At 70.1% G+C, this 26350-nt stretch carries 29 protein-coding genes; 8 read left to right on the top strand and 21 right to left on the bottom strand.

Going from position 1 to position 26350, the window contains the following annotated elements:
- Nucleotides 1–173 precede the first annotated feature (173 nt).
- The gene (gene thiM / locus AB0J74_RS15665; protein WP_363448448.1) at nucleotides 174–974 is read left to right on the top strand and encodes a hydroxyethylthiazole kinase; all 801 of its coding nucleotides are present in this window, start codon (nucleotides 174–176) and stop codon (nucleotides 972–974) included.
- A 46-nt stretch (nucleotides 975–1020) separates the two neighbouring features.
- Here thiM and AB0J74_RS15660 read toward each other — a convergent pair whose 3' ends face one another.
- Nucleotides 1021–2193 (bottom strand): serine hydrolase domain-containing protein, encoded by a 1173-nt coding sequence (locus tag AB0J74_RS15660; protein WP_363448447.1) that lies wholly within the window; start codon nucleotides 2191–2193, stop codon nucleotides 1021–1023.
- A 211-nt stretch (nucleotides 2194–2404) separates the two neighbouring features.
- Here AB0J74_RS15660 and AB0J74_RS15655 point away from each other — a divergent pair, with 211 nt between their 5' ends.
- Both AB0J74_RS15655 and AB0J74_RS15650 read left to right on the top strand, forming a co-directional pair.
- Nucleotides 2405–2800, top strand: coding sequence for a hypothetical protein (locus AB0J74_RS15655; RefSeq protein WP_363448446.1), 396 nt, complete (start codon nucleotides 2405–2407; stop codon nucleotides 2798–2800).
- Between the two features lie 41 nt (nucleotides 2801–2841).
- Nucleotides 2842–3003 (top strand): hypothetical protein, encoded by a 162-nt coding sequence (locus AB0J74_RS15650; RefSeq protein WP_363448445.1) that lies wholly within the window; start codon nucleotides 2842–2844, stop codon nucleotides 3001–3003.
- Here the strand turns inward: AB0J74_RS15650 and AB0J74_RS15645 are convergent.
- Together AB0J74_RS15645 and AB0J74_RS15640 are read right to left on the bottom strand one after the other, a co-directional pair.
- Nucleotides 2994–4241: a serine/threonine-protein kinase gene (locus AB0J74_RS15645; RefSeq protein ID WP_363448444.1), complete on the bottom strand. Its 1248-nt coding sequence runs from the start codon at nucleotides 4239–4241 to the stop codon at nucleotides 2994–2996. The two genes, AB0J74_RS15650 and AB0J74_RS15645, sit on opposite strands and share 10 nt — an antisense overlap.
- Nucleotides 4192–4422 (bottom strand): hypothetical protein, encoded by a 231-nt coding sequence (locus AB0J74_RS15640; RefSeq protein WP_363448443.1) that lies wholly within the window; start codon nucleotides 4420–4422, stop codon nucleotides 4192–4194. The genes AB0J74_RS15645 and AB0J74_RS15640 overlap by 50 nt, the downstream gene beginning before the upstream one ends.
- Nucleotides 4423–4466: 44 nt before the next feature.
- Here AB0J74_RS15640 and AB0J74_RS15635 point away from each other — a divergent pair, with 44 nt between their 5' ends.
- Nucleotides 4467–5027 (top strand): RNA polymerase sigma factor, encoded by a 561-nt coding sequence (locus AB0J74_RS15635; protein ID WP_363448442.1) that lies wholly within the window; start codon nucleotides 4467–4469, stop codon nucleotides 5025–5027.
- 221 nt (nucleotides 5028–5248) lie between these two features.
- On the opposite strand, the gene AB0J74_RS15630 is transcribed toward AB0J74_RS15635, so the two are convergent.
- The gene (locus AB0J74_RS15630; RefSeq protein ID WP_363448441.1) at nucleotides 5249–5710 is read right to left on the bottom strand and encodes a hypothetical protein; all 462 of its coding nucleotides are present in this window, start codon (nucleotides 5708–5710) and stop codon (nucleotides 5249–5251) included.
- A gap of 99 nt (nucleotides 5711–5809) precedes the next feature.
- Between AB0J74_RS15630 and AB0J74_RS15625 the strand changes: the two genes are divergently transcribed.
- A complete protein-coding gene (locus AB0J74_RS15625) occupies nucleotides 5810–6541 on the top strand; it encodes a hypothetical protein (RefSeq protein ID WP_363448440.1) in 732 nt (243 codons plus the stop codon).
- Between the two features lie 16 nt (nucleotides 6542–6557).
- Here AB0J74_RS15625 and AB0J74_RS15620 read toward each other — a convergent pair whose 3' ends face one another.
- Together AB0J74_RS15620 and AB0J74_RS15615 are read right to left on the bottom strand one after the other, a co-directional pair.
- Nucleotides 6558–7955: a hypothetical protein gene (locus AB0J74_RS15620; RefSeq protein WP_363448439.1), complete on the bottom strand. Its 1398-nt coding sequence runs from the start codon at nucleotides 7953–7955 to the stop codon at nucleotides 6558–6560.
- The gene (locus AB0J74_RS15615; protein ID WP_363448438.1) at nucleotides 7945–8451 is read right to left on the bottom strand and encodes a sigma-70 family RNA polymerase sigma factor; all 507 of its coding nucleotides are present in this window, start codon (nucleotides 8449–8451) and stop codon (nucleotides 7945–7947) included. The genes AB0J74_RS15620 and AB0J74_RS15615 overlap by 11 nt, the downstream gene beginning before the upstream one ends.
- A 144-nt stretch (nucleotides 8452–8595) precedes the next feature.
- On the opposite strand from AB0J74_RS15615, the gene AB0J74_RS15610 reads away from it, so the two are divergent.
- Complete coding sequence (locus AB0J74_RS15610; RefSeq protein WP_363448437.1) at nucleotides 8596–8808, top strand: hypothetical protein; 213 nt, start codon at nucleotides 8596–8598, stop codon at nucleotides 8806–8808.
- Nucleotides 8809–8887: 79 nt separating this feature from the next.
- Here the strand turns inward: AB0J74_RS15610 and AB0J74_RS15605 are convergent, their stop codons facing one another.
- The 3 genes from AB0J74_RS15605 to AB0J74_RS15595 form a co-directional block, all read right to left on the bottom strand.
- Nucleotides 8888–10228: a WD40 repeat domain-containing protein gene (locus AB0J74_RS15605; protein WP_363448436.1), complete on the bottom strand. Its 1341-nt coding sequence runs from the start codon at nucleotides 10226–10228 to the stop codon at nucleotides 8888–8890.
- Complete coding sequence (locus AB0J74_RS15600; protein ID WP_363448435.1) at nucleotides 10225–10728, bottom strand: SigE family RNA polymerase sigma factor; 504 nt, start codon at nucleotides 10726–10728, stop codon at nucleotides 10225–10227. The genes AB0J74_RS15605 and AB0J74_RS15600 overlap by 4 nt, the downstream gene beginning before the upstream one ends.
- Before the next feature lie 81 nt (nucleotides 10729–10809).
- The gene (locus AB0J74_RS15595; RefSeq protein ID WP_363448434.1) at nucleotides 10810–11622 is read right to left on the bottom strand and encodes an SAM-dependent methyltransferase; all 813 of its coding nucleotides are present in this window, start codon (nucleotides 11620–11622) and stop codon (nucleotides 10810–10812) included.
- 262 nt (nucleotides 11623–11884) lie between these two features.
- Here AB0J74_RS15595 and AB0J74_RS15590 point away from each other — a divergent pair, with 262 nt between their 5' ends.
- Nucleotides 11885–13132, top strand: a complete 1248-nt coding sequence (locus AB0J74_RS15590; RefSeq protein WP_363448433.1) for a sigma-70 family RNA polymerase sigma factor — start codon at nucleotides 11885–11887, stop codon at nucleotides 13130–13132.
- 283 nt (nucleotides 13133–13415) lie between these two features.
- Here the strand turns inward: AB0J74_RS15590 and AB0J74_RS15585 are convergent, their stop codons facing one another.
- A complete protein-coding gene (locus tag AB0J74_RS15585) occupies nucleotides 13416–14198 on the bottom strand; it encodes an alpha/beta hydrolase (protein ID WP_363448432.1) in 783 nt (260 codons plus the stop codon).
- A gap of 93 nt (nucleotides 14199–14291) precedes the next feature.
- Between AB0J74_RS15585 and AB0J74_RS15580 the strand changes: the two genes are divergently transcribed.
- Entirely contained in the window at nucleotides 14292–14918 is a 627-nt protein-coding gene (locus AB0J74_RS15580) for an FMN-binding negative transcriptional regulator (protein ID WP_363448431.1), read from the top strand.
- A gap of 29 nt (nucleotides 14919–14947) precedes the next feature.
- Here AB0J74_RS15580 and AB0J74_RS15575 read toward each other — a convergent pair whose 3' ends face one another.
- From AB0J74_RS15575 to AB0J74_RS15525, 11 genes are all read right to left on the bottom strand, one after another.
- Complete coding sequence (locus AB0J74_RS15575) at nucleotides 14948–15400, bottom strand: HAD-IIIA family hydrolase (RefSeq protein ID WP_363448430.1); 453 nt, start codon at nucleotides 15398–15400, stop codon at nucleotides 14948–14950.
- A complete protein-coding gene (locus tag AB0J74_RS15570) occupies nucleotides 15397–16863 on the bottom strand; it encodes a pyridoxal-dependent decarboxylase (RefSeq protein WP_363448429.1) in 1467 nt (488 codons plus the stop codon). The genes AB0J74_RS15575 and AB0J74_RS15570 overlap by 4 nt, the downstream gene beginning before the upstream one ends.
- Before the next feature lie 42 nt (nucleotides 16864–16905).
- Nucleotides 16906–18495, bottom strand: coding sequence for an MFS transporter (locus AB0J74_RS15565; RefSeq protein ID WP_363448428.1), 1590 nt, complete (start codon nucleotides 18493–18495; stop codon nucleotides 16906–16908).
- A complete protein-coding gene (locus AB0J74_RS15560) occupies nucleotides 18492–18830 on the bottom strand; it encodes a YciI family protein (RefSeq protein WP_363448427.1) in 339 nt (112 codons plus the stop codon). The genes AB0J74_RS15565 and AB0J74_RS15560 overlap by 4 nt, the downstream gene beginning before the upstream one ends.
- 81 nt (nucleotides 18831–18911) lie before the next feature.
- Nucleotides 18912–20123, bottom strand: coding sequence for a hypothetical protein (locus tag AB0J74_RS15555; RefSeq protein WP_363448426.1), 1212 nt, complete (start codon nucleotides 20121–20123; stop codon nucleotides 18912–18914).
- Nucleotides 20120–20617: a SigE family RNA polymerase sigma factor gene (locus tag AB0J74_RS15550; RefSeq protein ID WP_363448425.1), complete on the bottom strand. Its 498-nt coding sequence runs from the start codon at nucleotides 20615–20617 to the stop codon at nucleotides 20120–20122. Before AB0J74_RS15550 ends, AB0J74_RS15555 begins: the two co-directional genes overlap by 4 nt.
- A gap of 73 nt (nucleotides 20618–20690) precedes the next feature.
- Nucleotides 20691–21734 carry a LacI family DNA-binding transcriptional regulator gene (locus tag AB0J74_RS15545; RefSeq protein WP_363448424.1) on the bottom strand — a complete coding sequence of 348 codons (1044 nt, stop codon included), beginning with the start codon at nucleotides 21732–21734 and terminating at the stop codon, nucleotides 20691–20693.
- 23 nt (nucleotides 21735–21757) lie between these two features.
- Entirely contained in the window at nucleotides 21758–23125 is a 1368-nt protein-coding gene (locus AB0J74_RS15540; RefSeq protein ID WP_363448423.1) for a GH1 family beta-glucosidase, read from the bottom strand.
- Nucleotides 23122–23964 (bottom strand): carbohydrate ABC transporter permease, encoded by an 843-nt coding sequence (locus AB0J74_RS15535; protein WP_363448422.1) that lies wholly within the window; start codon nucleotides 23962–23964, stop codon nucleotides 23122–23124. The genes AB0J74_RS15540 and AB0J74_RS15535 overlap by 4 nt, the downstream gene beginning before the upstream one ends.
- An 11-nt stretch (nucleotides 23965–23975) precedes the next feature.
- On the bottom strand, nucleotides 23976–24941 hold the full coding sequence (locus AB0J74_RS15530) for a sugar ABC transporter permease (protein ID WP_363448421.1): 966 nt from the start codon (nucleotides 24939–24941) through the stop codon (nucleotides 23976–23978).
- Nucleotides 24942–25025: 84 nt separating this feature from the next.
- Entirely contained in the window at nucleotides 25026–26318 is a 1293-nt protein-coding gene (locus AB0J74_RS15525; RefSeq protein ID WP_363448420.1) for an extracellular solute-binding protein, read from the bottom strand.
- Nucleotides 26319–26350 lie beyond the last annotated feature (32 nt).

The following is a 26350-nucleotide window of genomic DNA, read 5'->3' as shown; positions in this document are numbered from 1 at the left end:
GGACGACTCGTCCAGACCGTCATCGGGCCCGACTCTGAAGACACCCGCGGGTCCACCGGCACGCCGGACTCCACCCGCGGATGGAGGTCGAGTACCTCGCAGGGTCGGCGCGCTTCCGTCACTTTCTGTCATCGATTGGCTACTGTTGTGGTCTCCGTCGGAAGCGAGCGTCCATGTCCGCGACGTCTACTGACCATGCCGCATTCGTCCCGCAGGCCCTGGCCCGGGTGAGGGAGCAGACCCCGCTCGTCCAATGCCTGATCAACGTCGTGGTCACCAACTTCACCGCGAACGTCCTGTACGCGGTCGGCGGGCAACCGGCCATGGTCGACATTCCTGACGAGGCCGGACCGCTCGCCGCCGGAGGCGCCTCCGGTGTCGTGATCAACCTCGGGACGCCGTACGCGGAGCAGCGGACCGCGATGATCGAGGCGGCCCAGGCGGCCAATTCCGCCGGTACGCCGTGGGTACTCGATCCGGTGGCGATCGGCCGCCTGCCGGTGCGCACCGCGCTCGCACAGCAGCTCCTCGAGCTGCGCCCGCCGATGATCCGCGGAAAGCCGTCCGGGATCGCCGTGCTCGCGGGTGCTGGCGCCGACGGGTCCGCCGACAGCGTCGAGGCCGCCGCGGAGTCGGCGCGCACACTCGCCCGGAGAACGGGCGGCGTGGTCGCCGTCTCCGGGCCCGTCGACTTCGTCACCGACGGGGAGCGCGAGTCGCGGATCGCCAACGGGGACGCCATGATTACCCAGGTGACCGGTGGCGGCTGCGCGCTGGCGGGGGTGATGGCCGCTTTCGCGGCGGTCGACGAGGACCGGTTCGCCACGACAGTGGCCGCGCTCGCCGCGTACTCGGTCGCCGCCGAACTGGCCGCACGGCAGGCGACCGGGCCCGGGAGCTTCGCCGTCGCGTTCGTGGACGCGCTCGCCGCGCTGACGGAGCGGGATCTCCTCCAGCGGGTCTCCATTTCGTGACCGCGCTCCCGCCCGGCGTACCTCGAAACGCCGTTTGTCTATGCCGTCAGCCGCAGCTCAGGTCGTCGAGCAGTGTCAGCTCCCGTTGCATGACCGCCGGCCCCCGGTCGGGGTCGGCCAGCGTGGTGGCCACGTAGAAGACGGCCGAGCGGTGCCCGTCCGGGGTGACCGCGTTGAGGGTGCTGACTCCGGGCATGTCGCCGAAGTGCGCCCAGTAGCCGCCGCACCGGTTGGGTATCCACATGATGCCCAGCCCGTAGGCGATGCCGGGCCGGATGTCCTGCATCGCTTCGGCCAGCACGGTCTGCCGCATCTCGGCCGCCTGTCCCGGCCGCAGTAGCTGGCCGCCCGCCACCGCCTGCCAGAAGCGGGCCAGGTCGGAGGTGGTGCTGACCAGGCCGCCCGCGGAGGCCGCCACCGTCGGGTTGAAGACGGTCGCGTTGACCAAGGGCCCGCCGGGCGCGAACTGCTGGTAGACCTCGCTGTGCGGTGCGGGCAGGGTGGGCCGGTCGCCGGGGTAGAACGTGTGGGTCAGGTGCAGCGGTCCCAGGATCCGGGACCGGACCTCGGCGTACCAGTGGTGTCCGGTGACCCGTTCGATGAGCATCCCGGCCAGAATGTAGTTGGTGTTCGAGTAGCTCCAGTGCGTGCCGGCCTCGAACAGCGGCGGGTGTGCCATCGCGATCGCGACGAGTCGCGCCTCGGTGTAGTGGTCGAGGCGGTGCGCCCGGAACTCATCGGCCGACCGCAGCACTGCGAGGTCGTTGATGGCGTCGTAGAGGCCGCTGGTCTGCTGCAGTATCTGGCGTACGGTGACGTGCCGGCCATCGTTGCCGTTGCCGTCGACAACACCGGGTAGCCAGCGTTCGATCGGGTCGTCGAGCGCGATCCGGGCCTCGCCGACGAGCTGGAGCAGCACCACCGACACGAACGTCTTCGTTTCGCTGCCGATCCGGAAGTACCCGTCGCCCGGCATCGACGCGCCGGCGTCCAGGTCGGCCACGCCGCTGCGGGCCACCGTCACCCGGTTCCCGTCGCGGACCAGGCCCTGTGCCCCGGATACGCCGAGGCCGTGCAGATCGTCGAGGCCGTGTCGCAGCATCGTGGCCGTGGACCGGTGATCCTCGGCCAGCGGTGCGGCCGAGACGACCTCACTGCCGACCACCACGGCCAGCATCACGCCGGCCGTCGCGGCCGCGATGACCCTGCGCCACTTCACTGTCCTTCGGACTGTGGAACGTGCACTCACATCCAGGCTCCTTCTCGGGAAAGCGACCGTGCGACGACCGTACGAAGAGCGTCGATGTGCGCACCAGCCGGAAAACCCGCAACCCGACACCGGGGCTAGCCCCCACCACCCGGCAAGGAGGGCCGCCCGGAGATCAGATGATCCGCCCCTGCCTCTCATGTGGACCGTGGGTGCTCCGCTAATGCCGTTGGTCGGGGGCCTCGTCTGTCTGCTGTTGGCAGGGGCGTGCACACCGGTCGAGCACAAGAGCGGCGAGGCGGCACCGGCCGGCACGCCGGCCGCCACCTCCGCCGCGCCGACCCCGGCGCCCACCACCGAGACGACACCGCCGCCGGTCACGCCGTCCACCCCGCCTTCCACGGAGGCTGCCGACGCACCGCTCGTGCTGGGTCCGGATGGCTACGGTGCGCTGAAGATCGGCATGACCGAGCAGCAGGCCGAGGCGACCGGGCTGGTCACCGACTTCCGCCAGGACGGGTGCGTCTACGCGTTCCTGCGTAACGCGCCGAAGGGCCAGGGACGCGTCTACCTCTCGAAGACGTACGGCCCATCGCCATCTTCGGCTGGCGTGGCCTGAACACCCCCAAGGGGGTACACATCGGCACGTCCGGCGCGGACATGCGGCGGGCCTATCCGAACTGGAAGTCCATCGAAAACGGCTCGAACAACGGCCGCGGCTACGCGAAGGTGAGCGACCTGGCCACCTACCGCATCGTGGTGGCCAACGACAAAGTCGCCAGCCTGACCCTTCAGCACGTACACCAGGACTGCTACGAGTAGCCGTCGCCGGCCGCCTGCGGTGTCAACGAGGCGGACAACCGCAGGCCGGCCAGGATCTCGTCGGTCAGGTCGGATTCGCCGACCTGCTTGATCTGCACGTAGACCCCGAAACCACGGTGCGGCACAGCGAACACCACCTCGCTGAACGAGACGGCGGCACCGCAGGACGTCCATCGGGTCACCCGCGCCGGGCTGCCGGCCACCTCGACGGTGCGGTCGGGCGCGGCGACGCAGGACGGGTGGCTGGGCAACGCCGGGTTTCCGGCAAGCAGGGCGTTGCTCGCACCCACGAACACGCCGGGCATCGCGCTGGCCGGATCGGGCCAGACACCCAGGTCGGGCGCGGCCACCAGCCCGGGCGCATGGCCGGCCGGAAGGCGTAGCACGGACGGGTTCCAGCCGTCGTCCTTCAGTTGGCCGGCCCAGGCCGGTGGGACCGCGACGGACAGGTCACCGCTGGCATCGTGTACGCGTACCCACCCGAACCGGGCCGGCAGCGTGGCGCTGGCACTCGTGGTCGCCAGCACCGCGGCGATCGAGATCACGGCGCCGACTGTGCGACCCAACCACCGCAGCACCCGGCCGCGGCTGGACTCGCGTTCCAGCGCCGCGGCGAGCCGCTCCAACTCGGCGACCATGGCCGCGGCGGAGTCCCAGCGTTGCCGCGGGTCGGGTTGCAGCGCCCGGCTCACCACATCGTCCACCATGGACGGAAGCTCGGACCGCACCTGGGAAGGGCGGCGCGCACGGCTGGAACTCGACCAGACCGGCTCCGGCGGGCGGCCGGTCAGCATGTGGAAGAGGGTGGCGCCGATCGCGTACACATCGGCGCGGGTGTCCAGACCACCGCCCGGGGTGGCCTGTTCGGGCGGCATGTAGCCGGGCGTGCCGGCGGCGATCGTGAAGCCGGAGGCGTTCGCGAGCGCCTTGGCCAGGCCGAGGTCGGCGACGAGAACCCGGTCCCGGCCGAACGCGGGCGCGGGTGCTGGCGCTGGCGCGAAGAGCACATTGGACGGTTTGAGGTCGCGGTGCAGCACACCGGCTTCGTGCAGCGCCGCGATGGCGCGGGCGATGTCGGCCGCGATGTGCAGGGCATCACGCACCGGCAGCGGCCCGGCGGCGAGCCGCTCCGCGAGGGCGCCACCGGCGATGAAGGGCATCACCAGGTAGGGCCGCCCGTCGGGCAACTCACCGACGTCGAGCACCCGCACCAGCAGCGCGGAATCGGCCCGGCGCATGATCCGCGCTTCCTGCTCGAACCGTGCGCAGATCGGAGTGGTAGGACCAGTTGTCGGCCAGCACCTTGATCGCCACCTGGGCGTCCAGCGCCTCGTCAGCGCCGAGCCACACCGTTGCGAACGCTCCAGACCCGATACGCCGCACGATGCGATATCGACCGATCATTTCCGGCACTGACACGCCCGTATTATGGGGCACCCAACGCGAAGAAACGGGGCACGCGGATGGCGGACGATCACCACATCGAAGACCTCGCCGCCCGCGCGGCCACGGGCGACGCGGCCGCGCTCGACGCGCTGCTCAGCCGGATCGGCCCGCAGGTGTTGCGGCAGTGCCTGCGCTTCCTGCCCTGCCGGCAGGACGCCGAGGAGGCCTGCCAGGACGCGCTGCTGCAGGTGGCCCGCAACATCGACGGCTTCGCCGGCCGGTCGAGGTTCTCCACCTGGCTCTACGTCGTCACGGCCAACTGCGCCCGCCAGACCTACCGCAGCCTGAAGCGCCGGGACGGCGAGCAACCGACGGCGCTGCTGCCGATCGACGCCGCCGACCCGCGCACGACGAGCGTGATCGCGGGGTCGCGGCTCGACCTGCTGGACGCACTGGAACGCCTCGAGGCCCACCGCCCAGAACTGGTCGCGCCGCTGGTGCTGCGTGACCTGTGCCAGCTGAGCTACGAGGAGATCGCCGGCCACCTCAGCATCCCGGTCGGCACGGTGAAGTCACGCGTCCACGACGCCCGCCGCCACGTCCGCGCCTCCCTCGCCGGCCCGGCCGCGGAACACTAGCCGCGCCGCTTGCGCGCCAGGATGAGTGGGCAACGGGGCTGCCGCCGCCGTGCCGGCCGAGTTCGGTCCGGGCCACGGATTCCGCCGTGAAGCAGCCCGCGGTCAGGTCGGCGAGGACCGCCGCTGCCGCGCCTGAGTCGGGCGGCTACGCGTTGGCGTGGTCACCCAGTATCCCGCGGGCCTCGGCACCGACCAGCAGCGGCGAGGCGGTCAGCCGCGCGCTAGCCGGTTGGACCGGGCGACGCGATGGTGGGGCAAGCCACCTCGCCGGGCGGGGCGGGCGACGTCCCGGGCCCGTAGGTGAGCCGGAAGCAGACGGGAAGGTCCAGCTTGCCGGCCATCTCGCCCCGGCTGTTGACCTGTGCGGCCACGCCGTGCAGGCGGATGACCAGCGTGACGCCGGGCCCGGCGTCGCTGGCCTCGCCCTCGACGCTGAGCACCTCGACGCCGTCGACCTGGCCGGCCGCCCGCCGATAGTCGTCGGCCAGCCGGACGTGGGCCTGCCGGATCGCGTCGTCGGCCACTTCCGCCTGGCCGCGGGCGTACTCCATCGCCCGCTCCTGGGTGTCATCGACCCCGACGGTGCCCTCCGGGCCGGCGGAACAACCGGCGAGGGCCGCCAGGCCGAGGGCTGGAAGGAGCATCGCGGTGATGGCGCGGCCGCCGCGCGTGGGTGTCCACACCTGACCGATTATGGCCCTGACCCGCTCGGCACAGGTTGACGTGCCCGAATATTGAGCGGCCGGGCCGATGGCTCGGACGCCCGTGCCAGGATGCTTTCTGTGATCGAAGGAGCGGCCCGACAGGCGGCGGAGAAACTCTTCCTCGTTCTCGTCGACCGCGACAAGACGCTGCCGTGGTCGAAGCGGGCCGCGATGCGACAGCCGAACACGATCCTCACGGTGCCCGCTGGTGGTGCGGACGACGACCGGGTCCCCTACGGCTATCACCTGCACGAGTCCCAGCTACAGAAACGAAAACACCCGGCATACGGGTCAGGCGTACGAGACGCGTTCTTCGCCGACGAGGGCTGCGAGGAGCTGATCTGCCGCACGTTCACCGACGCGGTCGACGCGACCGGATGGTGGCGTTACGTCGTCGTCGACGCCGCGGGCCGGCAGATCGGTGCGATCGAGCGGGTTCCGCCCCGCAACGCGCTGTCCCGGCACGGCTGGCGACTGCGCCAGCCCGGCCAGCCGGAACTGCTGGCCCGGGACTTGCCGCTGCTGAAGAGGACGGTCAAGGCCGCGCCGTGGAAGGCCCTCGAACTCGCCATCGCGATGCCGGCCGAGCTCCTGCTGGGTGGCGGGGGCGGTCTCCAGGACGTCGGTAGCTCCCCCATCCGGCGCGAGCTGGAGTGGTGGACACGCCCGGACGAGCCGGCGGTGCTTCCCGAGAAGGCATTGACCAAGCCGTTGCGGGCGCGGGAGCCGCGTGCGGCCCCGTGGCAGATCTGGGCGTCCTGGTTGGACCGGCGCCTGGTCCTCGCGCAGATGCTGATCCCGGACCAGTAGCGACGGGCGGTCGAGGTCAGTCCGGCATCCTCGACGCGTCTACGACTGCGCGTCGGGACCGCCGGCGACGGGCGATGAGCCAGACGAGAAAGACCGACACGAGCACGCTGGACAGGGTGATCCGCCACCACCAGGGCCAGGGGCCCCGGTCGACCCCGGTGCGGGACACGACGGCGTCGGGCACCAGGTTCGCCGCCACCTGCCAGTCGTAGACGCTGCCGGAGCCCGATTCGGAGAAGCGGGTGAGCACCCGCTGCGGTGCTCCGTCCGTCGGTATCTCCACGAACCCGTCGGACGTGGTGACCAGCATTCCGCCCGGTCGCCAACCCACCAGCCAATTCTCGGACCCGATGTCGACTGGTTCGGGCAAGGCGGCATCCGGGTCGGCGATGTCGAGCAGCCGCGCGGTCTTCCGCAGGCGCTCGTTCTGCTCCTCTACGACGACCCTGTCCTCCCGCGCCCCACCCGGGTCGGTGCCGTCCGCGGGCGCGGGCACCACGCGCGCGCCGCCGGCGCAGTCGCTCCCGGCGGGAAGGTCCCGCGGCCCATCCCCGTCGGTGAGGTCGAACACGCGCATCGGGCACCCCGGCGGGTCGCCGGCGACGATCACCTTGCTGCCGGCCGTGGGTGCCGCGGAGCCGACCCCGTCCGGCAGCGACTCGCTCACCCGGCGACTGCGGCCGCTGTCGATGTCCAGCACGGCCAGCCCGGCCGGCCCCTGCCCGTCTTCGCTGGGCCCGTCCAGAACCGCGTAGATCAGGGACCGTCCCGTTGGCGACCAGGCCAGCGGACTGACTGCCGCCGGCGGGTCCAGCCGGTAGGGGTGCGACTGGCCGGTAGTGAGGTCGACGACGTCGATGGTCGAGGTCACCCGGGTCGGGTCAGCGACCGCCGCCGACAACCCGTCCGGCGCCAGCAGGACCGGAGCGGCGCTCCACTCGCCGTCGGCGGCCCAGTTGCCGCGTTCCTCGGCGACGTCCAACCGGCGGTAGGTGCGGCCGTCGACGCCGAGCACGATCACCTGGGTGGTGCCCCATCTGGTCCCCCACGCGCCCTGCCGGAAGACGGCGATCGCTCGCCCGGGCGGCGCCTGCGAGACCTTCGCGGTCAGGAACGAGAGCCCCGGGAGCTTGCGCGGGAGGGTCACCCCATCGTCGACGCGGGGGCCCGCGGCCCCGGTGGAGCCGTGGTCGCCGAGGCCGGGCAGTACGGCGACGGCCAGCACCGCGACGACGGCGGCGGCGGCCGCGGCGACGGCCAGCAGCGCCGAGCGCCACGGTGGGGGCCGGCGCCGTCCCGACGCGGGCTCCGGCGCCGCGGCGCGGGCGCGCAGTTCGGCGGCGGTGGGTCCCGGCGCCACGGGAATCACGTCGAAGTGCTCGCGCAGCAGCGACGCGACGGGTTCAGGCGTCATCGAAGTCCCCCAGGTGCCGGTGCAGCACGGCCATAGCCCGGTGCAGCAGAGATTTGACGGTGCCGGACGGGCAGTCGAGGGCTTCCCCGATCTCCGGTACCGACAGATCCAGGTAGAAGCGCAGGAACACCGCCGACCGTTGCCGCGGGCTGATCCGGGCCAGCGCCGACCGCACCGCCACCGCATCCCGGTCGGGACTGGCGACGACGGACGGCTCCGCGGGCGGATGGCCGATCAGCAGGGCGTGGCGGCGCTCGACCACGCGACGCCGGATCCACGAGGTGCACCGCGAGACGACCGCCCTGCGCAGGTAGGGCACCGGCGACTCGACGTCGTCGTAGCGGCGCAGCCACTCGACGAACGCGTCCTGCACGATGTCTTCCGCGGCCGGCATGCTGCCGGTGGTCACATAGGCCAGACGCACCAGCGGCGGATAGTGCACCACATACACCGCGTCGAACACCTCACTTCGAGGAGGCACAATCTCCACCGGCACGAACGCCTCCCACCCCATCGATCCGCGACATTAGGCGCACCAGGCCCGCGAATCGTTGCAACGGTCACCCAGCGAATCGAACCCGCCGTGCAGCCATCGAAGAGCTTCCCAGCAACCGGTTAACGGCTACCAGGCTCCACCCGCGTGGTCGACCCTGCGCGAGGCGACTGCTGGCCGGTGACCTCCTGGTCGGCCGTCGACGGTGCCGGCCGGCGCAAACCGATGTGGCACGGGCCGCGTCGGGCCTACGCCGACCGGCTGCTCACCCTGGCGGCGCGGGGCGGGCGCGCCGACGTCGAGACGTCGGTCAGCGGCACGCTCTCATTGTCAGCGCGCGTACCTTCGTCCGCGACCTGACCATCTTTCCCGATCGTCTCGACCGGCCACTCGACCCGACGGCCCTGACGCCAAAGCCGGTCTTGCGCTGCGTCAACGACTAGGCACGTTCCCTCTTTCGACGGCGGCGGCGGGCCCGGCGGACCACCCCGCGGACGATCCAGAGCAGCAGCAGCACCGGTACGGCGGCGAGCAGGTAGGCCCACGCCGGCGCGGCCCACATCGACGGGTGCGCCGCCGGCCCGCCGAAGGCACCGGCCCGCAGCAGGTTCTCCGGGATCTCCAGGCCGGACACCCCGACCGGGGTGTCGACGAGCGTGTCGAGGGTGCCGTCCGGCCGCAGCGCGACCAGCGTCACCTGTGGATCCGCGGAGTCGTTCGGCGAATAGGTGAACACCAGGTCGCGCCCGTCGCGCCAGCCGACGGCGGTTTCCGGCGTGGCGGCCAGCGGCAGCGGCGCGCCGACCAGTTCCCCGGTCGCCGGATCGGCCTGCTCGACACGCCAGCGCCGGGCGTCGTACCCACTCGGGTCGCAGATGTTGACGCAGCCGTCGAAGGCGAACAGGGCGAGCCGGCGGCCGTCCGGACTCCAGGCCCCCCGTCCGGCCAGCCCGAGGGTCTGCGGCACGTCGCGGGTCCACACCGGCGCACCGGTGTGGGCGTCCATCACCGAGATCCGCCGGCCGGTGTCACCGCGACCGACCGGGCCGTCGACGGCGATCCGGGTGCCGTCCGGCGACCACGCGGCCGCGGTGTAGGAGTTGAACCGGCCGACCGCCACCAGCCGGCGCGCGCCGGTACGCATGTCGACCGCCACCAGGTCGTCGGGCTTCTCCGGATCGTTGTCGGGGACGTTGTCGTCGCCGTAGGTGATGACACCGTCGTCGTTGGACACCCCGATCAGCAGCTCGGAGCCGTCTGGTGACCAGGCGAGGGGGACGCCCCAGATCGGCTCGCCGGAGAGCTGCCGCTCCTCGCCGGTGGTCAGGTCGAGCAGTCGCAGCCCGCCGCGTACGTAGTAGCGCCCGTCCGGGGTGAGCAGCCCGGCGTCTTCGCCGATCTCCCGGTAGATCAGCCGGTAGCTGCCGTCGACGCCTACCGCGACCCCGGTGCCCTCGAAGTAGCGGGTCTTGCTGGTGGAGAAGACCAGCGCTGCTTGTCCGCCCGCTCCGGCCGGCCATTGCCCGACCTTGGCCTGCCACAGGTGCGGGATCTCGACCCGGGACGGCACCGCGCCGGGTCGGTCAGCGGGCACCTCGGCGGCTCGGCGGTGCGCCACCAGATCGGGCAGAGCCACGGCCAGGACCAGCACGACGACCGCGGTCACCGCGTAGGACAGCCGGCGCCGCTGCCGCCGGCGCCGCCCGGCCGCCCACAAATCGTCGGGCAGCCGGGCCGGCGGCATCTCGTCGGCGAGGTCCTTGAGCAGCCGCCCGGTCATCGCGCCTCCCGCAGGTCTTCCAGCTCCGGCGCCACGGCCCGCAGCCGGGCCAGCGCGTCGCGGGTGTTGCTCTTCACCGTGCCGACGGACAGGCCGAGCACCTCGGCCGTCTGCGCCTCGGTCAGGTCTTCGAAGTAGCGCAGCACCAGCACCGCGCGCTGCTTGGGGGTCAGCCGGCGCAGCGCCTGCCGCACGGTCAGCTCGGTGTCGGTGTCGTGGGCCCGGTCGGCGACCACCACGTCGGGCGGGACGGCGTGCGGCCGGTCGATCAGCCGGTGCCGGCGCCACCACGAGACGTGCTGGGTGTAGAGCACCCGCCGCACGTACGGGTCGGGGTCGCCGCCGGCGGAGATCTTCTCCCACCGGCTGGCCACCTGGATCAGCGCCTGCTGCACCAGGTCTTCGGCCAGATGCCGGTCGCCGGTCAGCAGAAAAGCGGCACGGGACAAGCTCACCAGCCGCGCCGCGACGTAGTCACGGAACGAGTCCTGCGCCACCATGCCTCTTAACACGCTCCCCGGCCCGTCTTTGGAGGGTGCGCGGACGATAACGGTCGGCGTTTCGTGGCCAGCGACCGCCACCTAGAGCTTGCGGCCCACGCCGCCGAACGCGCCGAGCTCGCGGACGTCGTCGCCGGGGTCCGGGCGCCAGAGTGGCACCGACACCACGCCGGGCTCGACCAGCTCGAGGCCGGCGAAAAAGCGGGCGATCTCCGCGGGCCTGCGGTTGTTGTAGGGCACCGCTCCGGTCTCGGCGTATTCCTCGGCTGCCTTGTCCGCCTCGGCGACCGCGTCATCGCTGGTGCCGTCGTTGATGGCCAGATAGCTGCCCGAGGGCACGGCGTCGAGCAGCCGCTTGACGATGTCGTGCGCCGCTTCGGTGTCAGGGACGTGGCCGAGGACCCCGCTGAGGACGATCGCGACCGGCGCGGAGAGATCGAGTGTCTTAGCGGCTTCGGCGAGGATCCCGTCGGGGTCGTGCAGATCCGCGTCGATGTAGGCTGTGCGACCCTCTGGGGTGCCGACCAGCAGCGCGCGGGCGTGGACCAGCACCAGCGGGTCGTTGTCGACGTAGACCACCCGGGCATCCGGTGCGACGCGCTGGGCGACCTCGTGGGTGTTGTCGAATGTGGGCAGTCCGGTCCCGATGTCGAGGAACTGCCGCACCCCGGCCTCGCCGGCGAGGTAACGCACGCTGCGCTTGAGAAACGCGCGCGACGCCCGGGCCAGGTCGACGACGCCGGGGAAGGTGGCGCGGTACTGGTCGCCCGCGGCCCGGTCCGCGGCGAAGTTGTCCTTGCCGCCCAGCCAGTAGTTCCAGATGCGGGCAGAATGCGGCACGCTGGTGTCGATGGCCGGCTGCGCACCGTACTCGGCGTCGGACTGCTCTGTCACGATGAGACCTGCGCTTCCGTTCGTACGCGGCTTGAGCGAGAGTATGTCCACGCAGGACGGCTAGCGAACAGCCCGCGCCGTCGCCTAACCGCTTCGCATGACGATAGGATGTGTGTGAGCCGTCGGATCGACCGCTCAATCGCGATGGAGCGTCCCGCCGCGAAATCAGGAGACGAGACACGGTGCGATATCTCTTGTTGGTCGCCGTAGGTCGTCCCATGGCCGCGATCGGGCCGGTGGAGATCCACCCGATCCTGGTTCGATGACAAGCGATGTCGAGCGGGTCGTGGCCGCGGCTTTCCGGGAAGACTGGAGCTGGCTGGTCGCGATGCTCATCCGGCTGACCAACGATTGGGACCTGGCCGAAGACTGTGCCCAGGAAGCGTTCGCGCAGGCGCTGTCCAGCTGGCGGGCCGACGGTCCGCCCGAGCGCCGCCGCGCGTGGCTGGCGACGACGGCTCGCAACCGCGCTGTTGATCACATCCGTCGCGAGCGGGTGGGAAGCAACAAGCTACGCATGCTCGTCGTTACCGAGGGACAGGAAGACGAAGTAGATTACGACAAGATCACCACGGGAATTCCCGACGATCGACTCCGATTGATCTACACGTGCTGCCACCCATCGCTGGGCCTTGAGGCACAGGTCTGCTTGAGCTTGCGGACCCTGTGTGGCCTGACCACTGCGGAGATCGCTCGCACCTTCTTCGTCAGCGAATCGACCATGGCCAGGCGCATCTCCCGCACGAAAGAGAAAATCGCGGCGGCCGGCATCGCGTATCAAGTGCCTCCGGCGCGCGCCTTGCCAGCTCGGACCAACGCTGTTCTGGCCGTTATCTACCTGCTTTTCAACGAAGGTTACGCCGCGGCGTCGGGGCCTGACCTGATCAGATACGACCTTTGCGGCAACGCGGTGAAGTTTTCGCGGATGGTCGCCGATCTCATGCATGACAATCCGGAAAGCATCGGCTTGTACGCCCTACTGCTTCTGCTGCACGCTCGATCTCCGGCCCGCATCGACGCGCACGGTGTGCTTGTTCCCTTGGAAGACCAGGACCGATCGGCTTGGGATGCGGCGATGGTGGAGGAGGGAGTCGCGGCAGTCAAGCGCGCCCTGGAGTTCGAACGCGTTGGGCCCTATCAGCTCCAGGCGTTGATCGCGGCCTGCCACGCGACGGCACCGACCGCGGCCGAGACCGACTGGATGCAGATCGTCGCCCTCTACGACGACCTCTATGCCCTAACGCCAACACCAACGGTGTGGCTCAACCGCGCTGTAGCGGTCGGCATGCGTGACGGCTACCAGGCCGGTCTCGACTCACTCGACAAACTGGCGACGCCCCGCCGGCAAGACGAGCACCCGCTGGTGCCGGCCGTCCGTGCCGATCTCCTCCGCCGATTGGGTCGCCTGCGCGAGGCAGCGGAACAATACCGACAGGCATTGACTCAGACGCAGAACGAAGGCGAGCGCGCCTACCTGCTCCGCCGCCAACAAGCATGCGAGGAAGCCTGAACCTGTTGCCGCACCGCCGGCGGCCGGCGACCCTGCCGGTGGCTCCTCACATGTCACGCGGACCTTGACACCCGGACGGCGGCTGGCGCGGACGGTGACGCGCCGGCCGACACCGTGGCTGCCGACACGATGCTGCGGCCCGCCAGACCGATCAGGCCGGCCCCGTGCGACATCGCTCCTGATGGTGGCCCGTTCGTGCCGGGCGGCCGGGCAGACCTGCACTCGTTGGTCCGCCCGGCCATCCGGTCGACCCGCCCGCGGGCCCGCGCCCAGTAGCCCCTGGTCAGTTCTCGTCGAGGAAATCCCGGACGAGCGCGGCGGTGGCTTCGGGCGGGATCTCGTGGTTCTGTCCCCCGGGCACCTCTTCGTAGCGTGCGGCCGGCATGGCCTCGGCGAGGGTTTTGGCCGCGTGCTGGAGTTTCGGCCAGGTCTGGGTGCCGTTGAGGATGAGTGCGGGCATGGAAACATCCGCCATCGCCTGGGTGGGGCTCGCCAACGAGGTCATGATGGTCACGTCATAGACCAGGCTCGGGGCCATCGCCTCGAGTGCCGGCCACATCGGTGACTGGCGGATCTGGGCCACGAACTCCGCTGGCATGCCGACGCCGGCGGTTTGGAACAGGGCGACGGCGTCGCCTGGTCGACCTTGCGCGACGAGGTCCGCGACTTGCTCGTGGAGGTCGGGCGGGCCGAACTGGCCGGTGTCGAACGCGAACGGCGGCTCGTACATGACGAGGTGGCTGATGGCCACCCCGTCGGCGGCCGCCTTGAGGGCAAGCTGCGCGCCGGACGAATACCCGAACACCGCCGCGGATCCCCCGGCGTGTTCGACGAGCGCTGCCAGATCGTCGACCTCGCGGTCGATCGAGTAGGGCATCCGGTGCCCGCTTTCGCCGCGGCCGCGGCGGTCGTAGGTGATGACCGTCCGGCCAGGGGACAGTTCGGCGGCGAGCTCGGCGCACGTTGTGTGGTCGTTGAAGGCCCCGGTGACGAGGACGAGCGGCCGTCCGCTTCCCGCCTGCTGGTAGGCGATCGACGTGCCGTCGCGCGACGTTACGGTGTCCATACGTTTCTCCGTTCGTTGTGGTCGCTACATCAGAGACGAACGTCGCCCACAGCGCCGGACAACTTCGGGAGATTGGGCGCCTAGAATGACGCGATGTATATCCCGGGCCATTTCCAGGGAGATGACGCGTCCGTAAGCGAGCTACTCGACGGCATCACGGTTGGCGACCTGGTCACCGCGACAGAGCGCGGCCCGGTCGCCACCCTGCTCCCGCTGTTGTATGACGCCTCGACGGGGGATCGTGGCTCGCTCGTCGGCCATGTGGCACGCAACAACGACCAATGGAGTCGGCCCGCGCTTGGCGAGGCGATGGTGATCGTGCGCGGCCCGGACGCCTACATCACACCCAACTGGTACGCCACGAAGAACGACCACGGCCGCGTCGTGCCGACCTGGAACTACGTGACCGCCCACGTCTACGGGCGGCTCGTCGTGCACGACGACGTGGACTGGCTCGAAGCCCTCGTGCGCAGGCTGACCGACAGACACGAGAGCCGCAGCAGCCACCCATGGTCGGTGGACGACGCGCCTCGGGGTTTCATCGACGGACAGCTGCGCGCCATTGTCGGTGTGGAGTTGTCGATCAGCCGGATCGAGGCGAAGTTCAAACTCAGTCAGAACCGGCCAGCATCCGATGTGGACGGTGTCATCGCAGGCCTGAACGCTGACGGACAGACCCCCGTCGCCGACGCGACGCGGAGTGCTCGGGATCGAGCCTGACGGAAGCGCCCGGGTGTGGCCCCCTCCGGTCAGGCGAAAGCACGGTGCGCCCACTGAAAGGCGCCGATGCCCGCGTTGGACGCCAGTTGCCGGTCCGTTTCGGAGTCGCCGACCAGCACCGACGCGGACAGGTCCAGGTCGTGGGCGGCGGCCAGTCGATGGACGAGCCCGGGACGCGGCTTGCGGCAGAAGCACCCGGCGTCGCGCGCGTGTGCGCATAACGCTACGGCGGTGATCGCGCCGGGGACGGCGGTCGTGAGCTGGCTGCAGAAGTCGTCAAACCGTTCTCGGCTCAGCGTCCCCTCCGCGATGCCGGCCTGATTCGTCACCACGAACACGGGCGATCCGACCAGGGCGGCAAGTTTTTGCGGTACGCCGGGCAAGACGGTCACCCGGCCATCTGTGTCGTAGCCGATCTCACCTTGGTCGTCGAGCGCGAGCAGGGTGCCACCGAGATCGAAGAAATGGGCTGGGCGGCTCATCTGTGCCGGGCCAGGGTTTCGCGGACGTCGGCGACCATCTCGTCCACGTCCGATTCGGTGGTGCCGAAGTTCACCACACACGCCCGTAGGGCGAACACACCGTCGATCGTGGTGCCGGCGAGGAAGGCCCGACCGCCCAACTGAACCGCTCGCAATACCTCGCGGTTGAGGTCGTCGAGCGCATCGCTCGGGTGTCCCGGCGGGTGGCAACGGAAGCACACCACGCTCAACCCGTGGGCGAGCAGTTCCAGATCGGGGGCCTCGTCCACAGTGGTCGCCAGCCGTGCCGCGACGGCTATGTCATGTTCGATGTGAGCCCGATACCCCGCGACGCCGAAGTGCTTGAGAAGGAACCACAGCTTGAGCGCGCGAAATGGACGGGTCTGGTCGAATCCGTACTCGCTGAACCACACCGGGCCGCCGACACCATGCGGGTCGTCGTCCGTGCGTAGATACGGCGGGACCAGGCTGAAGGTGTCCCGGGCTCCTTGACGGTCACGCAACAGCAGCAGACCGGCGTCGACCGGTGCGTAGAGCCACTTGTGTGGGTCCAGCGCGAGGCTGTCGGCTCGCGATATCGCGGCGCGCTCGTAGGCATAGCGTTGGAGCAGCAGGACGGCCGGTCCGCCGTACGCGCCGTCCACGTGAAGCCACACGCCGTGCTCGGCGCAGACATCGGCGATCGCGCCGATCGGATCGATAGCACCCGTGCCCGTCGTGCCGGCGCTCACCATCACCGCGACCGGCAGGCCGCCCTCGGCACGGTCACGCTCGAGCTGTGCCCGCAGCAACTCTGGCCGCATCCGGTGAGCATCATCGGAGCCGATCGTTCGGACGTGGGCCGAACCGATCCCGAGCATTTCGGCGGCCTTGCGGGCACAGCCGTGTCCGTCCTCGCCCACGTACAGCAGGAAACGCCTGGAGTGACCCTGCAGGCCCTGCTCCCGCACGTCGATGCCGGCGCGGGCCGCCGCCCGGTGGCGGGCTGCCGCAAAGGCGGTCAACGTCGCCGCGGAGCCACCGCTGACAAGCAGGCCGACCCCGTCGGGCGGGTCGCCGAAGCCGGCCAGCTCGGCGAACCAGCGGACCACCTGGTGTTCGACGTGAACCGCGGCGTGGTTGCCGCCGGCCACGCTCGGGTTCATCGCGGCGGCCAGCGCCTCGGCGGCGATCCCGACCGGATGCGGCGGCGAGTTGACCCATGCGGCGAAACGCGGATGCCCGTTGCCGAAGGGGTATGGCGCCACCTTTTCCAGGAACTCCGCGAGCACGGCGTCGACGCGTGCTCCCTCCATCGGCACCGGCTCCACAGCGAGCGCCGTCGCCAGATCAGCGGGATACGCAGTGAAAACGGGCCGTCCCGGCAGGTCGGCCAGATACTGCGTGATGATGCTGGCGACGCGCGCTCCAATCGCTTCCGGACCCAACTGAGCGCCGGCACGTTGCTGGAGACGTGAATCCATGGTCTCCACTATAGTGGAAACGCTCCGCTTCGACAGGTCGCGTCACTCTTCATCTCGACCTCGCCCGACGCCCTCCGGCTGCTCGTTGAGCGACGCGCTGGCGAAACCGGCCTGGACGCCGCCGTCGCCAGCGGCGGCGGAACTAGGAACGTGCCGCAACGACCAGGCCGCAAGGACCGCCAGAGCGGCGATGAGCAGGCCGGCGAGGGCAGCGACGAGCTGAAAGCTGGAGGTGGATGCTTGGCGGGCTGCCTCGAGCAGTTCTCGGCCGATGGGGGCCGGGAGGTTCGCGGAAACGGCGGCAGCGGCGGTGACGCTGTCCGCGGCGGCCGCCGCTCGGGCCGGCAGGTTGTCGGGAAGGTCTACCTGGCTTCGGTAGAGAGCCGCGCCGATGCTGCCAAGGGCGGCGATTCCCGCAGCGACGCCGAACTGGCCCGCGGTCTCCGCCGTGGCGGCCGCGGATCCGGCCTTTTCCGCAGGAACGGACCGGAGCATGAGGTCATAGCCGAGTGCGACGACGGGGCCGACTCCGGCCATGATCAGGCAGGTCGCGAGAACCGCCGGTGCCGACGCGCCCGCGGCGGGTATTCGGGTGAGTAGGCCGTAGCCGGCGGCGGAAACAAGCAGCCCGAGAGCGATGACGTTGCCCGGCCGCAGACGGCGCGCGAACGCGGGACTGAGCGTCATTGTGACGATCATCGCCGCACCGGCGGGCACCAGGCACAGACCCGTCGCCAATGTGCTCAGACCGACGACCACCTGCAGGTGCTCGTTGATGAGCAGCAGGCTACCGCCCTGGACAGCGCCGACCAGCAGGCTCAGGGTCAGCATGTAGCTGAAGCTGCGCGTGGCGAAGAGCGTCAGGTCGAGCAGCGGATCCCGCAGTCGCGTCTGGCGATGGACGAACAGGATGCCTGACAGCGCGCCAACCACCAATGCGAGAAGAGCGGCAGCGACCCCACCGCCAAGGGTGAGGGTCTTGACGCCGTAGACGAACGGGATGACAGCGGCAATGGACAGGCCGGCGCTGGGCAGGTCCAACCGGCCGGCGTTGGCGTTGCGATATTCAGGAAGGAGAAACGGCCCGGCGACGAGCAACAGCACGGTGACCGGCACGGCAAGGAGAAACACCGAGCCCCACCAGAACACGGATAGGAGCGCACCGCCGATCGTTGGACCGAGCACCGCTCCGCCACCGAAGCAGCTCGACCAGATCGCGATGGCCATGCCCCGCTGCTTGGGGTTTTGGAACATGGTCGTGACGAGGGCCAGCGTCGAGGGTGCGAGTGTCGCGCCAGCGACGCCCAGTGCCGCTCTCGCGGCGATCAGGACCTCCGGGCTGGTGGCGGTCGCCGCGACCAGTGACGCGGCGCCGAACATGGCGGTGCCGATGAACAGCAGCCGGCGCCGACCGATCCGGTCGCCCAGCGTGCCCATCGTGATGAGCAGGCCGGCGACCAGGAAGCCATAGACGTCGAGGATCCATAGCTGCTCTTGGCTGGTCGGGCCAAGATCTCGCGTCAGGTCCGGAATGGCCAGATACAACACGCTGAGGTCTATCGACAGCAACAGAACGGGGAGCGAAAGGATGGCTAGACCCGACCATTCCTTCCGTCCGGCCAGCGGCGTCATGAGGGGAGAACGGGCCTGATCTCGATGTGCCCGATCGCGGCGGCAGGATGGCGGGCCGCGATGTCGATCGCTTCGTCGAGGTCGACGCATTCGACGAGCGCGAAGCCGCCGATCTGCTCCCGGCCTTCGATGAACGGGCCGTCGCTCAGCAGCACCTCCTCGCCGCGCACGCTGACGGTGGTCGCGGTGACGCTCGGGTGCAGTCCCTCGTGTGCGCGAAGAATGCCGCGCTGCCGTAGGTCAGCGAGCCAGTCGGTGAAGCTGTCGACTTTCCCTCCCGCCGCCTCCCAGGACACGCTCTCCTCATCGGCACTGATCAGCAACAAGTACCGCATCGCTCCTCCTCTACGAACCGCGTTGACGTCTATTGAGACGAACGGCCCGCGGCGTATCGGACACGATCCGCGATGCCCGCGTCAGAAGTGCAGCTCCGTCCAGGTCTGCCGGTCGGACGAGTGGAAGTACGGCGGCTCCCGGCCGCTCGGGCCGCTGCCGGCCAGGAAGCGGGCGCCGATGCGGACGGAGGGACGCTGCTCCGCGGCGACGGGTACGAACCGGTCGCCGTTCCCCCGCATCGTGAAGCTCCGGCCGGTCAGGACGTCGAAGACGGTGAGCCCGCCGTCGGCCTCGGGGCTGGCCACAAGCCCGACGTCTTCGGACGGTTTGGCGATCGGCACCAGCAGCGGTTCCCAATGCCGTCCGTCGTCCTTGGTGCGCCACAGCCGGTACCCGGACGCGTCCACCAGGAACGCGGTGCGGCCGTCGTAGACGGCGAGCCGGCCGACCGTCCGATGCGGGCGGCCCGGCTCGGCCGCCTCCGCGGGGAGCGGGACCCGATTCCACGACCGTCCGCGGTCGCGACTGACGAACAACCACGACCGGTCGTCGTCGCTGCCCTCCATCCAGGCGCTTCCGTCGGTGCCGACCGTGACGTCGGTCATCGACTCGGTCAGCGGTGCGACCGGCGGCGAGGCCAACCGCGCCGATCGGCCGTCGGGTAGCAGCACGACGATCCCGACCGGGGCGCCGGCGTTGCTCTCGATCTGCGCCAGGCCGTTGGCGGGGATGCTGTCCACGGTGCCGTCGGGGCGCGGCGACGGCTGAGTCCAGGTGGCACCGGCGTCGGTGGTGAACCAGCGCCGGTCGCCGTCGTAGCCGTCCAGGGCTGCCCGGGACGCGTCGAGCACCCGGAGGGTGACCCGGGGATCCCCGCCCTCGGCCGCGTTCGGATAGGTCAGGCCCGGCACCTGGTGCGCCTGCCAGCTCGTACCCCCGTCCGAGGTGTTCGCCAGCCACACCGCGCAGTCGCCCGCGGCGGCCGGACACGACGACGCCAGGGCGAAGCCGTGGTCGGCATCCACGAAGTGGACCTGGGGCACGCCGGCGACGGCCAGGTTCGCGGGCGGCGTGACCGCTGGTGGCCGGGCCGGAGGTCGGCCGACGGTGAGGACGGTGCCCGTGACGATCGCGAGCACGGCCAGGGCGCCGGCGGCGGCACCGATCCCGTTGCGCCGCCGGCGTCGGGACACCCGGCGCAGCAGGGCGCCCGCTTCGGGCTGTGGCAGCGCCGCCAGGTGCTCGAGCTCTTCGCGCAGCAGCGGCTCGACGGCGGCATCCCTGTCGTTCATCGCTGCTCCTGGTGGGCCTCGAGAACCAGATGGCGCCGGAGTGTGGCCAGGCCCCGCTGGCGCAGCGACCGGACGGTGGCGGGGCGCCGCCCGATGACGGCGGCTATCTCGTCGTCGGGCAGGTCGTCGAGATAGCCGAGGACCAGGACCGCCCGCTGCGCGGGCGGCAACCCGGCCAGGGCGCGGCGCAGCAGGTCCCGGGACTCCACCAGCGGAAACTGGTCGGGCCCGGCCCAGTCCTGCGACAGCGGCACGGTCCGCGGCCGCCGCAGCAGACCGCGCCACGCGCTCAGGTACGTGTGCAACATGACCTTGCGGGTGTACGCGATGGGATTGCCGTCGGCACGTACGCGTCGCCAGGCCCGAGACACCTTGACCAGCGTGTCCTGGACCAGGTCCTCGCCCGCGTGTGCCGACCCGGTCAGCGCGTTGGCGTAACGGCTGAGCATGGGCAGGCTCGCATGGACGAACTCGTCGAACGACTGCTCCGGCACCGGGCGCCACCTCCACTGGTCTTTACTCCGCCCGCGGCCGATCCGTTGCGCCCAGTGTGGTGGTAGTCCTTCGCTACGCGCTTTCCCGCTCGACCAACGAGGTGTCGAGCAGGACGTGCGGGTTCGGGTCTTCGCGGCGGATGCGGGCGACCAGCAGGCGGGCCATCTCGCGGCCCATCTCCTCGATCGGCTGGTGCACGGTGGTCAGCGGCGGGTTGGACTGGCGGGCGATCTGGGCGTCGTCGAAGCCGACGACCGCGACGTCTTCCGGCACCCGGCGGCCGGCCTCCTGGAGCGCGCGCAGCGCGCCGTAGGCCATCAGGTCGGACGCCGCGAACACGGCGTCGAGGTCCGGGTTGTCGGCGAGCAGCTCGCGCATCGCGGCCGTGCCGCTGGCCTCGCTGAAGTCGCCGTACGCGATCAGCTTCTCGTCGACCCTGGCGCCCAGCGCGGCCACCGCCTCGCGGTAGCCGGACAGGCGGGTGGCGCCGACGCCCATGTCCTGCGGGCCGGCGATCGTCGCGATCGTGCGGCGGCCGCGGCCGAACAGGTATTCCACCGCCTGGCGGGCGCCGCCCGCGTTGTCGACGTCGACGTAGTAGGCCTCCTGGGCGTCGGGCTGCAGCATCCGCGCCGGGCGGCCGCCGAGCACCGCCGGAAGGCCGCGCTGCTCCAACAAGGTGGGCAGCGGGTCGGCGTCGTGCAGCGAGAGCAGCAGGACGCCGTCGATGTGCTGGTTGGTCAGGTGGTGCTCGATCCGCTCCCGCTCGGCCGGCGACTGGGCCATCGCGAGCCACAGTTGCATCGACGTGTCGAGCAGGCCGGAGCTGACGCCACGGACGATCGCGGCGAAGAACGGCTCGGTGAAGACCCGCTCCTCGGACTCCGAGACGACCAGGGCGACCGAGTCGGTGCGCTGGGTGACCAGGGCCCGGGCGGCGCGGTTGGGCACGTAGCCGAGTTCGGCGATCGCCGCCTGCACCGCCGCCCGGGCCTCCGGGCTGACCTGTGGCGAGCCGTTGACGACCCGGGAGACGGTGCCCCGGCCGACGCCGGCCCGCGCCGCCACGGCGTCGAGGGTCGGTCGGCCTAGGGACCGGGTGCGCTGGGTCGTCATCGTTTGCTCCTCCGCAGGCGGCCTTATTCTGCGGCCAGTCCGTTACGTCGGATCACGTCGGCGTACCACCTGGCGCTGGTCTTGGGGGTGCGGAACTGGGTCGCGTAGTCGACATGGATCATGCCGAAGCGCTTCGTGTAGCCCCACGCCCATTCGAAATTATCCATCAGCGACCAGGCGAAGTAGCCCCGCAGGGGCACCCCGGCCGTGATCGCCTCGTGGCAGGCGCGCAGGTGGGCGTCGAAATAGGCGACCCGCTCGGGATCCGGGACCTCGCCGTCGACGATTTCGTCGGCGAACGCGGCGCCGTTTTCGGTCACGTAGAGCGGAACCGCCGGGTATTCGACGTGCAGCCGGGTCAGCGTCTCGACCAGGCCCGGCGCGTCGATTTCCCAGTTCATCTCGGTGACCGGGAGCCCTCGGGTGACGAACCGGACATCCTCGCTGCCGGGCCAGCACGTCTGCTTGCGCCAGTAGGGCTCCGGCTCCGCCCCTTCGACCGGACCCGCGACCACGTGGCGGCTGTAATAGTTGACGCCCAGCACGGACAGCGGCGTGGAGATCACGGACAGATCCCCATCGCGTACGTGGGACATATCGGTCACGCCGGCCAGGTCGGCGACGACGTCAGCGGGATACGCACCGCGCAGCAACGGGTCGAGGAAGATGCGGTTGGCCAGCCCGTCGATCCGCCGGGCGGCGTCGAGATCCGCGGCCGACGACTCCGAGGCCGGCGAGATCGCGTAGAGGTTGAGCGTGATGCCGGCCGAGCCGATCGCCTGGGTCGCCAGGCCGTGCCCGAGCATCAGGTGATGTGCCGCCCGCACCGCCTCGCCCGGGTCGCAGCGGCCCGGCGCGTGCGCACCCGAGCCGTAGCCGAGGAACGCCGAGCACCACGGCTCGTTGAACGTGGTCCAGAACCGCACCCGGTCGCCCAGCGCCTCGTGGGCGAGCGCCGCGTAGTCGGCGAACCGGCGCGCGGTGTCGCGGGCCGGCCAGCCGCCCGCGTCTTCGAGTTCCTGCGGCAGGTCCCAGTGATAGAGGGTGACCCACGGCTCGATGCCGTGGTCGAGCAACTCGTCGACCAGACCGCGGTAGAAGTCGAGCCCACGCTGGCTGGCCGGGCCGGTGCCGCGCGGCTGGATCCGCGGCCACGCCAGCGAGAACCGGTAGGACCGCAGGCCCAGGTCGGCCATCAGCTTCACGTCGTCGCGGAACCGGTGGTAGTGGTCGCAGGCGACGTCGCCGGTGTCGCCGTTGACGGTGCGCCCGGGTGTGTGGCTGAAGGTGTCCCAGATCGACGGCGTACGCCCGTCTTCGGTGGCGGCTCCTTCGACCTGATAGGCCGCGGTGGCGGCGCCCCAGAGGAAGTCGGGCGGGAACGTGGTCACGACTTGACGGCGCCTTCCATGATGCCGCCGATGATCTGACGGCCGAAGAACAGGAACACGAGCAGCAGGGGTACGGTGCCCACGGCCGTCGCCGCGAAGACCTGCGAGTAGTCGGTGTAGTAGGCGTAGGACAGGAACGCGAGCGACACCTGCAGGGTGGGATTGTCGTTGGTCAGCGCCGCGTAGGGCCAGAGGAACTGGTTCCAGGTGTCCATGAACGTGAGCAGGCCGAGCACCGCCGCCGCCGGCCGCAGCGCCGGCAGCACGACGTTCCAGTAAACCCGGAACGTGCTGCACCCGTCGACCCGGGCGGCCTCGATCAGCTCGTCGGAGATGGCCTGGGTCGCGTATTGGCGCATCATGAAGACGCCGAACGCGCTGACCAGGAACGGCACCGTGACGGCGTAGAGCGTGTCGTACCAGCCGAAGTCCTGCATCATCCCCCAGAGCGGGATCAACCCCAGCTGGGTCGGCACCATCATGGTCACCACGATCGCCAGCATCAGGCCGTTGCGGCCGCGGAACCGGAGCTTGGCGAAGGCGAACCCGGCCAGCGTGCCGGTCAGCACCACGGCCACAGTGACCACTGTGGAGACGATGACCGAGTTGACGATGCCCTTGATGAAGTTGGCTTCGGAGTTGTCGAGCACGCGCTGGAAGTTGTCGCCGAACGCGCTGCCCGGTATGAACGGCGGCGGCACGGAGTTGATCGCGTCCAGGCTGCGGGTGGCGATGACGAACATGTAGTAGAACGGGTAGATCGACGCCAGCACGCCGATGACCAGCGCGATGTAGGTCAGCGGGCTGGTCTTCCAGAGGCGGGCGGAGGCCGCGACCATGGTGCGCTCCCTCACTTCACGGTTCGGCGGACGAGGGCCAGGTTGATCGCGGCGACGATGCCGATGAGCACGAACAGCGCCCAGGCGATCGCGGCGCCGTATCCGGCCGTGTTGAGGCTGTTGATGCCCTTCTCGTACATGTACATGGCGAGCGTCTGGAACTCGCGTTGCGTGCCACCGCGCATGTTTCCGTTGCCGAAGATCAGCGGCTCGGTGAAGAGCTGCAGGCCGCCGATCGTCGACAGCACGACGACGAACACGAACGTGGGCGTGAGCATCGGCAGGGTGATCCGCCAGAACTGCCGCCAATGGCTGGCGCCGTCGAGCGCGGCCGCCTCGTAGAGGTCACGCGGGATCGACTGCATGCCGGCCAGCAGGATCAGCGCGTTGTAGCCGGTCCACCGCCAGTCGACCATGAAGGCGATCGCCGTCCAGGAGCTCCACCGCTGGGCGTCCCAGTCGATCGGGTCGATGCCGATCAGGCTGAGCAGCCAGTTGATGACGCCGAAGTCGCGCTGGAACAGCATCGCGAAGACGATCGCGACCGCGGCCACCGAGGTGATGTTGGGCACGAAGACGGCCATCCGGAACATCGTCCGGGCCCGCAACCGGGTGCGGTTGAGCAGGTTGGCGAGGAACAGCGCGAGGATCAGCTGGGGCACGGTCGCCACGACGAAGATGCCCAGCGTGTTGACGACCGCGTTCCAGAAGTACTCGTCCTTGAGCAGTTCGGCGTAGTTGTCGAAGCCGATGAAGGTGTGGTCGCCGATCATGTCCCAGTCGTGCAGTGACATCCAGGCGGTCTTCGCCATCGGATAGAGGCCGAAGATGCCGAACACGATGAAGAACGGTGCGATGTAGAGGTACGGCGAGAACTTCATGTCCCAGCGGGCGCGCTTGGCGCTGCCGCTGGTGCGATGCCGGTGTGCCCGGGCCGGCGCGGGCGGCGCCGGGCGCGCGGGCGTGGCGAGTGCCATTCGGGTGTCCTCTCTGGACGATGCTGCCGAAACGGCCGCGCGGAAGGGCCCCTTGCGCGAAGGGGCCCTTCCGGTCCGGTGCCGTCAGAAGGCGCCCTGTGTCGCGGCGTCCTTGATGAACTGGTCCCAGGCGGCGCTGGCAGTCGCCTCGCCGTTCTCGTACGACTGCAGTGCCGGTTCCATCGCCTGTTCCTTCACGGCCTGGTGCTTGGGGCCGAGGTGGATCGGCTTGATGGCCTCGACGCTGCTACCGAAGATCTTCCCGGTCGGCGCGTCACTGAAGTAGGGGTCGGTGTAGGCCAGGAAATCGGGGTTCTTCAGGGCCTCCAGGTTCGTCGGCAGTGGACCCTTGAGCTTGAACGCCGCCACCTGGCTGCTGGCGCTGGTCAGGAACTCGGCGAGCTTGGCGGCCTCGGCCTTGTGCTTCCCCCGTTCAGGCACAGCGAGCCACGACCCTCCCCAGTTGCCGAGGCCACCGGGCACGCCGGCAACGTCCCACTTGCCCTTGTTCTCCGGGCCCGAGTTGTCGCGCACGATGCCGAGCATCCACGAAGGACAGAACGTCGCGGCGAACGTGCCCTGCTTGAAGCCGGCACTCCACTCCGGCGACCAGGTCGCCGTCTTCGCGGTGATGTTGGCGTCGACCATCTTCAGCGAGGTGTCCCACGCCTGCTTCACCGCCGGGCTCTTGTCGGCGATGATGTTGTCGTCTTTGTCGTAGAAGATGTCGCCGCCGGCCTGGAAGGCGATCGCGCTGGCCGCCGTGGTGACCGAGTCGAGCATGCCCTTGCCGGTCTGCTGGCGGTATTTCTTGCCGGTCTCGATGAAAGACGGCCAGTCCGGCCAGAGCGCGGTGACCTCGTCGCGGTTGGTCGGCAGGCCGGCCGCCTTGAACAGGTCACTGCGGTAACAGACGGCGAGGCTGCCCACGTCGGTCGGCAGGCCGATCAGCCGCCCGTCGGCGGACTTGCCCAGCTCCCACTTCCACGGCAGGTAATCCTTGCTGTGGTCGGCAACCAGGGGTGTCAGGTCGGCCCAGTTGGTGGGGTTGAGCTTGAACTCGTTGAGAACACCCTCTTCGAGCGCGACGACGTCGGCCACACCCTTGCCGGTGGCCAGGCTTCGCACGATCTTCGGGCGGTACTCGTTGAGCTGAGCGGTCTTGCGCAGCTCGATCTTGATGCCGGTGTCCTTCTCGTACTGCTTGACGAGCTCGTCGTAGCCGAACTCGCCGACCGTCTCGATGACCAGCTTGTCGGGCTTGCCGCCGGCGTCAGTGCCGGGTTCGTCGTCGCTGCCACAGGCAGTGACTCCGAGCACGACAGTGGCGACGGCGGTGAGCGCGACCAGCCTGTTGCGGCGTCGAATGACGCTCATTCAGGACCCCTCTCAGGTCGTTGAATGCAGGA

Source organism: Asanoa sp. NPDC049573 (genome assembly GCF_040676615.1).
Classification (GTDB): Bacteria; Actinomycetota; Actinomycetes; order Mycobacteriales; family Micromonosporaceae; genus Asanoa.
Note: the sequence above shows the minus strand (reverse complement) of the source record. Positions and strands in the feature narration are given on the sequence as shown.